Raw genomic sequence first — 6824 nt, forward strand, 5'->3', positions numbered from 1 at the left:
AGACGGCTCGGCGCTGCGTGCGTCGGACATCGCCCACGACGAGACGAACGCAGCAGGAGGTTGGCGTGAGCGAAGCTCAGTCCGAGAAGGCGACTCTTTCGATCGGCGGCACCACGGCGGAGTTCCCCGTGGTCCGCGGCACGACCGGCACCGACAGCATCGACTTCTCGACCCTGACGCGACAGACCGGCTACACCGGGCTGGACTACGGCTTCGTCAACACGGCGTCGACCAAGTCGGCGGTCACTTTCATCGACGGCGACAAGGGCATCCTGCGCTACCGCGGATACCCGATCGAGCAGATCGCGAAGAACTGCAGCTACCTCGAGGTCGCGTGGCTGCTGATCTACGGCGAGCTGCCCACCGCCGTCGAGCTGGCTGAGTTCGACGAGAAGATCCGCCGCCACACTCTGCTGCACGAAGATCTCAAGCACTTCTTCTCCGCCCTGCCGCACACCGCGCACCCGATGTCGGTGCTGTCGTCGGCCGTCGCCGCGCTGTCGACGTACTACGAGGGCCAGACCGACCCGCACAACCCCGAGCACGTCGAGCTCAACATGGTGCGCATGCTCGCCAAGCTTCCGGTCATCGCCGCCTACGCGCACAAGAAGAGCGTCGGCCAGGCGTTCCTGTATCCGGACAACTCGCTGAGCTTCGTCGACAACTTCCTCAAGTTGAACTTCGGCGTGCACAGCGAGCCGTACGAGGTCAACCCGGTCATGTCGAAGGCGCTCGAGCTGCTGCTGATCCTGCACGAGGACCACGAGCAGAACGCGTCCACCTCGACGGTGCGCCTGGTCGGCTCGACCGGCGCGAACCAGTTCGCGTCGATCTCGGCCGGCATCCAGGCGCTCTCCGGCCCACTGCACGGCGGGGCGAACGAGGCGGTGCTTACCATGCTGGGGCAGATCCGCGAATCGGGCCAGAGCGTGCAGCGCTTCGTCGAGCGCGTGAAGAACAAGGAGGCGGGCGTGAAGCTGATGGGCTTCGGACACCGCGTCTACAAGAACTACGACCCGCGCGCGAAGCTCGTCAAGGAGGCCGCGGACGAGGTGCTCGCCGAACTGGGCGTGACCGACCCGCTGCTGGATCTCGCGAAGGAGCTCGAGGAGATCGCGCTCGCCGACGACTACTTCAAGGAGCGCCGCCTCTACCCGAACGTCGACTTCTACACCGGCGTGATCTACAAGGCGATGGGCTTCCCGACCCGCATGTTCACCGTGCTGTTCGCGATCGGTCGTCTGCCGGGCTGGCTCGCGCAGTGGCGCGAGCTGAACCTCGACCCGCAGACGAAGATCGGTCGCCCGCAGCAGCTGTACGTCGGCTCGCCCGAGCGCGCGTTCCCGACGCGCTGAGCCGCGGCATCCCAGACGGGAACGGCCCGGCATCCTTCTCGGATGCCGGGCCGTTCCGCGTGTCGGCGGAGGGTCAGCGGCCCTGCGGGCGGCTGGCGCGGCGTGCGCCGGCGCGCGCCCGCCCCGCACCGTGCTGCTGGCCGTTCGACGCCGGACGTGCGGCGCTGTGGTCGGCCTGGCGCTGCTGACCGGCCGGTGACCCGGTCTGCGTGGAGTACCGCGTCTGGCTGCTCTGGCCGTGCGAGCGTGCGCGCTCCCGGCTGACGTCCGTGCGCTGCGCGGTGTCACCGGAGCGTCCGGAGCGACGGCGGCCGGATCGGCCGCGTCCGCCGGCCTGCTCGCCGGACTGCTGCGCGGACTTCGCCTTCGGCTTGCTCTGCTGCTGCTGCACGACGGGCGCCGGCTTGACCTTCGCTGCGCGATCGCCGACCAGCTCTGCCACGATCGCCGGGGTGACGTCCTCGATGCCCACGGTGATCTGCGCCTTGCGGAGGATGTCCTTCACGTCGCGACGCTGCTCGGGCAGGGCCAGGGTGACCACCGTGCCGGCGGCACCGGCGCGCGCGGTGCGCCCGGAGCGGTGCAGGTATGCCTTGTGCTCGACGGGCGGGTCGACGTGCACGACCAGCTCGACGTCGTCGACGTGCACGCCGCGGGCGGCGACGTCGGTCGCGACCAGCACCCGCACGCCACCGTCGGACGGGTCGGCGCTGAACGCGGCGAGGTTGCGCTCGCGTGCGTTCTGGCCGAGGTTGCCGTGCAGGTCAACCGAGGGGATGCCGGACGAGGTCAGCTGCTTGGCGAGCTTCTTGGCGTGGTGCTTGGTGCGCGTGAACAGGATGCGACGGCCGACGCCCGATGCGAGGTCCTCGACCAGCTTCTTCTTCGCGTCGGCATCCGCCGCCATCAGCACGCGGTGGGTCATCTCGCCGACCGGAACGCTGGCCTCGTCGACCTCGTGGCTCACCGGCTCGTGCAGGAAGCGCTTCGCGAGCGCGTCGATGCCGCGGTCCAGCGTGGCGCTGAACAGCAGCCGCTGCCCGCGCGGCGGGGTCGCGGCGAGGATGCGGGTCACGCCGGGCAGGAAGCCGAGGTCGGCCATGTGGTCGGCCTCGTCCAGCACGGCGACCTCGACCGCGGCGAGCGACACGACGCCCTGCTTCATGAGGTCTTCGAGCCGGCCGGGGCAGGCGACGACGATGTCGACGCCGCTGCGCAGCGCCTGCTCCTGCGGGCGCTGGCTGACCCCGCCGAACACCGTGGCCACTCGCAGGCCCACGGCCGCGGCGAGCGGCGCGAGGGTCGCGGCAATCTGGGTGGCGAGCTCGCGCGTCGGCGCCAGCACGAGTCCGCGCGGGCGTCCTGCCCTGGTGGTCGCGCCGGATGCAGCCAGTCGCGCGACGAGCGGCAGTGAGAAGGCGATGGTCTTGCCGCTGCCGGTGCGCCCGCGGCCCAGCAGGTCGCGGCCGGCGAGGGAGTCGGGCAGTGTGTCGCGCTGGATGGCGAACGGCTCGGTCTTGCCGTCGGCGGCCAGAACATCGGCCAGCGCGGCGGGCACGCCGAGATCGAGGAAGGAAGGCATAGGGGTGTCTCCAGGATGGCGCAGCAGGGCTGCGGAATGGGCGACGGCGCGGGATCGCGCATCGTTTCGCCGCTCGAGGGGCCGGACCGGATGCTGTGAAGGATGCCGGTGCGGAAGGGTATCGACGACGCAGACGTCTCGCTTCTGCGAGGGGCGTCACCTCAACACTAACAGCACCGCGCCCCGTGGGCCTGTGCGAGCGTTCAGTTCAGGCGTGCAGGGCGTCGTTGAGCGTCACGCCGCTGCCGCTGCGCGAGACGGCTTCGACCCGCCCGCTGAGCGAGTTGCGGCGGAACAGCAGGCGGTCCCGCCCCGACAGCTCGGCGGCCTTCACGACGACCGGGCCGCCCTCGGGGCGCGGCGCGGCATCGACGAGCGAGACCTTGGTGCCGGCAGTGACGTACAGGCCGGCCTCGACCACGCAGTCGTCGCCGAGGGAGATCCCGATCCCCGCGTTCGCGCCCAGCAGGCTCCGCGCGCCGATCGACACGCGGTGCGCGCCGCCGCCGGAGAGGGTGCCCATGATCGACGCGCCGCCGCCGATGTCGCTGTCCGCGCCCACCACGACGCCCTGCGAGATGCGGCCCTCGATCATGGCGGCACCGAGGGTTCCGGCGTTGAAATTGACGAAGCCCTCGTGCATCACCGTGGTGCCGGGGGAGAGGTGCGCGCCCAGGCGCACGCGCGCCGCGTCGGCGATGCGCACGCCCTCCGGCTGCACGTAGTCGGTCAGACGGGGGAACTTGTCCAGCCCCTGCACCTGGATGCCGTGGCGCTGCAGCACGGGCCGCAGGCGGGCGGCATCCGCCGGCAGCATTGGGCCGGCGTTCGTCCAGGCCGCATTCGGCAGGTGCGCGAAGATGCCGTCCAGATTCAGCTCGTTGGGGCGCACCAGCAGACGCGACAGCGCCTGCAGGCGCAGATACGCGTCCGCGGTCGATGTCACGGGCGCGTCGAGATCCACCTCGAGCTGCACCGTCTCGACCGTCACCGCCCGACGCTCGTCGGCTTCCGCGAAGCGGCGCCAGGTGGCCTGCGCGCTCTCGGCATCCGCCGCCTGCTCGCCGAGACCGATCTCGGGGTACCACGCGTCGAGCACCGTGCCGTCCGATGCGATCGTGCTCAGTCCGATGCCCCATGCCGTTCGCGCTGTGCTCATCCGTCCACGCTACGTCGCCCGGCGGCTCCTGCGCGCGTGTGTGACGCCGCTGCTGGCTAGGCTGGGCGCATGGCGCTCGATCTGACGGCATCCGCCCTCGACATCACCCGAACGATCTGCAACATCCCCAGCGTCTCGGGTGGCGAGGCCGCCCTCGCTGACGAGATCGAGGCGGCGGTGCGCGGCTGCGCGCACCTCGAGGTGCTGCGCCACGGGAACACCATCGTCGCGCAGACGCGGCTCGGCAGGTCGCAGCGGGTGGTCATCGCCGGGCACATCGACACCGTCCCGATCAACGACAACGTGCCGACCCGTGACATCGAGGCGGAGGGGGTCGCGTATCTGTGGGGTCGCGGCACGGTGGACATGAAAGCCGGCGTCGCGGTGCAGCTCAAGCTCGCTGCGGAGCTTACCGACCCGGCGGTCGACATCACCTGGATGTGGTACGACAACGAAGAGGTGGACGCGTCGCAGAACGGTCTGTTCCTGCTCGCCGAAGCCCACCCCGAGCTGTTCGAGGCGGACTTCGCCATCCTCGGCGAGCCGTCGGACGGACGCGTCGAGGGCGGATGCAACGGAACCCTGCGCGCGGTGGTGCGCGTGCACGGCGTCCGCGCGCACAGCGCCCGGTCGTGGATCGGCGAGAACGCCATCCACGGCGCCGCACCCATCCTCGCCCGCCTCGCCGAGTACCGCGCGCGTGAGGTGAAGGTGGAGGGCCTGGCGTACCGGGAGGGGTTGAACGCGGTGAGCATCCGCGGCGGTGTCGCGGGCAACGTCATCCCCGACCTGTGTGAGGTCGAGGTCAACTACCGGTTCGCGCCGAGCCGCAGCGTAGACGAGGCCGAGGCGCATGTGCGGGCGGCGTTCGCCGGGTTCGAGGTGGAGATCACGGATGCCGCCGCCGGTGCTCGCCCGGGCCTGGACGCGCCCATCGCGCAGCGGTTCCTGGAGGCGGTCGGCGGGGAGGCGCACGCGAAGTACGGCTGGACCGACGTCGCGCGCTTCTCGGCGATGGGAGTGCCCGCGGTCAACTACGGCCCCGGTGACCCGCATCTCGCGCACCACGACGACGAGCGGGTGCCCGTAACGCAGATCGAACAGGTCGAACGCGGGCTGCGCGCGTGGCTCAGCCGCTCCTGACGCGAGGGCTGCGCCGCTGGACGCGCACGCCCGTGCTCGGGCGGATCGCGGTCATCTACGCGCTGGGTCGCCTGGTCACGACCGGACTGCTCGCGCTCGCCGCCAGCCAGTCGAGCCCGCTCTCGCGCTTCGGCGCGCACCCCGACCTCGCGGACTACGTGGTCGGCTGGGACGGTCAGTGGTACTGGACCGTCGCTGTGTTCGGATACCCGTCGGTGCTCCCCGTCGACGCGAGCGGCCAGGTCAGCGAGAACGCCTGGGCGTTCATGCCCGTGTACGCGTATCTGGCGAATGCCGTCGGATTCGGGGAGTGGGGACGGGGAGCGCTGCTCGTGTCGCTGGTCGCCGGGTTCGGGGCCTGCGTGTCGCTGCACCGCCTGCTGCGCGCCCGGATCGGCACGAGCGCGGCACTGTGGGCCGTCGCCTTCTTCGCCTTCGGGCCGCTCGCCGCGCTTTTCCAGGTCGGCTACGCAGAGAGTCTCTTCGTGCTGCTGCTGCTCGTCGCCCTCGATCTCGTCGCTCGGCGCCGTTACGTGCTGCTGTACGCGATCATCCCCGTGATGGGCTTCACGCGGCCCGGGGTGCTCGCCTTCGCGCTGTTCCTCGGGCTGCACGGCATCGCCCGCTGGTGGCGCCGCGACGCCGAGCCGCTCCACGGGCGTGAGGCAGTGCACATCGTGGCGCTGGGTGCACTGGCGACGGCGGTCGGATTCGCCTGGCAGGTGATCGCGGCGGTGGTCACCGGAGACCCCGGCGCGTATCTGAAGACCGAGCTCTCGTGGCGGCGCAACTGGCTGGCCGACGAGGCTGCGGCCTTCGTGCCGTTCGAGGGCTTCGTGCGCGGGGCCGGCTTCTGGGCCGGGCGCTGGGGCCTCACCGAGGGAGCCGGCTGGCTGCTGCTGGCCCTGCTCGTCGCGGCTGCCGTGTCGCTGCTGCTGCGCTCGCGCGCGGTGCGGGCGCTGGGCGCCGACATGCGGCTGTGGAGCGCGAGCTACGTGCTGTACCTGCTGGCGGTGTTCTTCCCGCAGTCGAGCACGTTCCGGCTGCTGTTCCCGCTGACGCCGCTGGTCGGGGCGCTCGCGGTGCCCCGCTCCCGCACCTACCGCTGGGGTGTGCTGCTCGTGAGCGTGCTGCTGCAGGGCCTTTGGATCCACCAGATGTACGGGCTGGCGCACACATATTGGCAGGTTCCCTGACCGGTATGTGACGCGCGTAACACGATCGTGTGGGCCTACCGATAAACTTGACGCATACCACCGAGGGAAAGGGTGCCACGATGGCAGCGATGAAGCCGAGGACCGGCGACGGACCGATGGAGGCCGTGAAGGAGGGGCGACTCATCATCGTGCGGGTTCCGCTCGAGGGAGGCGGCCGACTGGTCGTGTCCGTGAACGACGCTGAGGCGAAGGAGCTTCACGACGTGCTGGCAGCCGTCGTGACCCCCGCCTGACCAGCTGACGCCGGAAGGGGGGGGGGGGGCAAAGCATGGGGCGGCCCGCGGACGGGGGGCGGGGGGGGGGGGGGGGGGGGGGGCGGGCCCCCCCCCCGCGCGCGAAGCCCCCCGCCCGGGGGGGGGGGAGCCCCC

The 6824-nt window shown here is 71.1% G+C and carries 6 protein-coding genes; 4 read left to right on the forward strand and 2 right to left on the reverse strand.

What is annotated here, in order from left to right; translation table 11 throughout:
• Nucleotides 1-65 precede the first annotated feature (65 nt).
• On the forward strand, nucleotides 66-1355 hold the full coding sequence (locus tag WFG93_RS09285) for a citrate synthase (protein ID WP_336646043.1): 1290 nt from the start codon (nucleotides 66-68) through the stop codon (nucleotides 1353-1355).
• 73 nt (nucleotides 1356-1428) lie between these two features.
• Here WFG93_RS09285 and WFG93_RS09290 read toward each other — a convergent pair whose 3' ends face one another.
• Together WFG93_RS09290 and dapD are read right to left on the reverse strand one after the other, a co-directional pair.
• Nucleotides 1429-2937: a DEAD/DEAH box helicase gene (locus tag WFG93_RS09290; protein ID WP_336646044.1), complete on the reverse strand. Its 1509-nt coding sequence runs from the start codon at nucleotides 2935-2937 to the stop codon at nucleotides 1429-1431.
• 208 nt (nucleotides 2938-3145) lie between these two features.
• The gene (gene dapD / locus WFG93_RS09295) at nucleotides 3146-4096 is read right to left on the reverse strand and encodes a 2,3,4,5-tetrahydropyridine-2,6-dicarboxylate N-succinyltransferase (protein ID WP_336646045.1); all 951 of its coding nucleotides are present in this window, start codon (nucleotides 4094-4096) and stop codon (nucleotides 3146-3148) included.
• Nucleotides 4097-4165: 69 nt separating this feature from the next.
• Here dapD and dapE point away from each other — a divergent pair, with 69 nt between their 5' ends.
• The 3 genes from dapE (at nucleotide 4166) to WFG93_RS09310 (ending at nucleotide 6689) form a co-directional block, all read left to right on the forward strand.
• Entirely contained in the window at nucleotides 4166-5239 is a 1074-nt protein-coding gene (gene dapE, locus WFG93_RS09300; protein WP_336646046.1) for a succinyl-diaminopimelate desuccinylase, read from the forward strand.
• Nucleotides 5221-6435, forward strand: a complete 1215-nt coding sequence (locus tag WFG93_RS09305; protein ID WP_336646047.1) for a hypothetical protein — start codon at nucleotides 5221-5223, stop codon at nucleotides 6433-6435. The genes dapE and WFG93_RS09305 overlap by 19 nt, the downstream gene beginning before the upstream one ends.
• 80 nt (nucleotides 6436-6515) lie before the next feature.
• Entirely contained in the window at nucleotides 6516-6689 is a 174-nt protein-coding gene (locus WFG93_RS09310; RefSeq protein ID WP_067122349.1) for a DUF3117 domain-containing protein, read from the forward strand.
• Nucleotides 6690-6824: the final 135 nt, after the last annotated feature.

The organism is Microbacterium sp. USHLN186 (assembly GCF_037145155.1).
Taxonomy (GTDB): domain Bacteria; phylum Actinomycetota; class Actinomycetes; order Actinomycetales; family Microbacteriaceae; genus Microbacterium.